Origin of the sequence: uncultured Corynebacterium sp., assembly GCF_946998835.1 — a bacterium.
Taxonomy (GTDB): Bacteria; Actinomycetota; Actinomycetes; order Mycobacteriales; family Mycobacteriaceae; genus Corynebacterium.
Genome location: NZ_CAMQAZ010000069.1, coordinates 1 through 2,575, shown reverse-complemented (window position 1 = coordinate 2,575; position 2,575 = coordinate 1). Strand labels below are relative to the sequence as shown.

General features: G+C 55.7%; 2 protein-coding genes. Both read left to right on the top strand.

What is annotated here, in order from left to right; genetic code table 11:
- The first annotated feature begins 266 nt into the window (after nucleotides 1–266).
- Complete coding sequence (gene istA / locus Q0U90_RS11600; RefSeq protein ID WP_070570999.1) at nucleotides 267–1,742, top strand: IS21 family transposase; 1,476 nt, start codon at nucleotides 267–269, stop codon at nucleotides 1,740–1,742.
- Nucleotide 1,743: 1 nt separating this feature from the next.
- Complete coding sequence (gene istB / locus Q0U90_RS11595) at nucleotides 1,744–2,478, top strand: IS21-like element helper ATPase IstB (protein ID WP_101733627.1); 735 nt, start codon at nucleotides 1,744–1,746, stop codon at nucleotides 2,476–2,478.
- Nucleotides 2,479–2,575: the final 97 nt, after the last annotated feature.

Sequence of the window (2,575 nt, the reverse complement as noted above, 5' to 3'; positions counted from 1 at the left end):
TGTGTCTGATCTGATGTAGGTGGTCCAGTTCGGCTTGGGAAGTAGTCCGTTTCGGCGGCCTGTTTTAGTCCGTTTCAGCGTGAAAAAGTAGGCCACTTTCCTGGTGCGTTGCTGTGACTGGTGTGGCTCTTTTGGAATGAAAAAGGGCCATGCCGAGTAACCATCCCAGTAGGTTTCTGTTCCTGAGAAATGTCCCATCTTCGTTTGGCTGCGAGGTCCGGGACTTGGTTTTTCAGGAAGGGACCAGAAAGTAGATGACAATCAGCATGACCACGATCGAAACTATCAGACAGCTCGATGACGAGGGAATGTCCCGACGAGCGATCGCGAAGGCGGTATCGGTATCTCGCGCTACGGTCGATAAGTACGTCAACCAGGACGATTTCAGCCCTATCCCGCCAGTTAAATTACATAAGCCAGGATCACTAGCGCTCGGTGAGACGTTGTGTGCCGTGATTGATCGGTGGCTTGAGCAAGATCAGCGCATGCCGCGCAAGCAACGCCACACTGCGCAGCGCATCTGTGACCGGCTTGCCGCCGAACATGGATATACCGGCTCGTATTCGCCGGTACAGCGCTACGTCAAGCAGTGGAGGCAGGACCATAAAGCCCCAGGAGATGGGTTCATGGAGTTGGAATGGTCTCCCGGGGTCATCCAGGTTGATTTCGGCCAGGCAGAAATCAACCTGGCGTCAGATGTGAAGGTTGTACACCTTTTGGTGGTGACGTTTCCGTACTCGAATATGAGGTTTTGCAGGGCCTTCGCCGGTGAAACCGCCGAGTGTGTCATTACCGGATTGCTGGATGTCATCGATGCTGCCGGCGGAGTGCCGACTGAGATGGTCTTCGATAACGCTACTGCTATTGGACGCCGTGTCGGCCCGAAGGTTGTCGAATCAGAGCTCTTCGCCGCGTTTAAAGCGCACTATCGGACTCGGTCGCGTTACTGCAACCCGTATTCAGGCCATGAGAAAGGCAATGTGGAAAACGCTGTCGGGTTCATCCGCCGAAACCTGCTCGTTCCCGTGCCAGAAGTTGCTTCACTGGCAGAACTAAACGCTCTTCTGGACTCTGGGTGTGCCGCGTTTGCCAAGCAGACCCATTATAAGAAGGCAGCGGTAATCGCTGATCTGTTTCAACACGATCAACAAGCGCTCAAAGCATGTCCGTCGGTGCGGTTTAATCCGGTGCGTTTCGAAGTGCGTCGCACCGATAAAACCGGGATTGTCACCGTAGCAGGCAACCGCTACCTAGTCGGGCCTGCCTGGGCAAACAGGCAAGTCACACTGGAATTGTCCCACGACACCATCACCGTCTTAGACGAGGAGTCTCGACGCATCATCGCGCTGCCGAGAGTCTTCGGCACTGCAGACGCTACAGTGATCAACCCCATAAGTCTGCTGCCAGGGTTAGCCAAAAAGCCGGGAGCGTGGAAGAACTCACCACTTCGCCACCATATGCCGGATAACGTCGTCGGCTACCTCGACGAAGCAGATACCGTCACACGCCGTGAGTTTTTCACCCATGCACAAACCACCGCCGCAGAATGCGGTTTCGACGCCACCGTCACCGCCGCTGCAGCACTTTTAGAAGCCAACGCTCAACCAACCGGACCGCATCTTGGCATCGCTGCACGATACAGCACCCCACCACCAACACAGCACACCAGAGCAAACCTGGCTACCTACGACCAACTCCTTGCCACCACAATCAACACCCCACAGCATGCGGAGGCGACCTAAAATGAGCGCTACAACCACCAAAAACCAAGTTGTCACACTCGGCCGCCAGCTCTATTTGACCACCGCTGTGTTACGCCAATGCGTTGAACACGCCACCCCACGCCAGTGCGACATCCTCATCGAATTGTTCGAAGCTGAACTTTCTTCCAGAGCAGCATCCAGAGCCCGCCGCCTCATGCACCGTGCGCGTGTGCCAGTACGCAAAACCCTCGACGGCTACGACTGGTCACCAGTGACCCTGCCCACGGACATCACCCGCGAACACCTCACCACGCTTGAGTTTCTCAACGGATGTGAAGACCTCGTCTTCTACGGTGACGTCGGCACCGGGAAAACACATCTCGCCATCGCGCTAGCCACCCAAACATGCCTTGCAGGCATCCCAGCAAGGTTTTTCACCGCCGCCGGCCTAGTCGACCACTTACGCAACGCTAAACAGGCAGGAAGACTCGACAAAGAACTCGCAGCACTCGGCAAAAACAAGCTCCTCGTCATCGACGAACTCGGCTACATCCCCATCGACACTGACGGTGCACGGTTACTTTTCCAAGCCATCGCCGACGCCTACGAACAACGCAGCCTGATCATCACCACCAACCTCGCGTTTTCCCAATGGGGCCAAGTCTTCGGCAACGATGACATGGCAGCGGCAGCCATCGACCGCATCGTCCACCACGGACGCATGATTACCTTCACCGGCCAGTCCTACCGCATGGCAAACGCCCTCATGAAATAACCCTCAAAACCCCAGCAACGCTCAAACGGCCCAAAACCGTGCCGAACTGGCCTAAAAATTCGAGCCGAAACGGCCTAAAACAACTTGACAAAACACA

Bases quoted from the DNA above. Each gene is read 5' to 3' on its own strand.
- istA (WP_070570999.1), top strand. From the start codon at position 267: ATGACCACGATCGAAACTATCAGACAGCTCGATGACGAGGGAATGTCC.
- istB (WP_101733627.1), top strand. From the start codon at position 1,744: ATGAGCGCTACAACCACCAAAAACCAAGTTGTCACACTCGGCCGCCAG.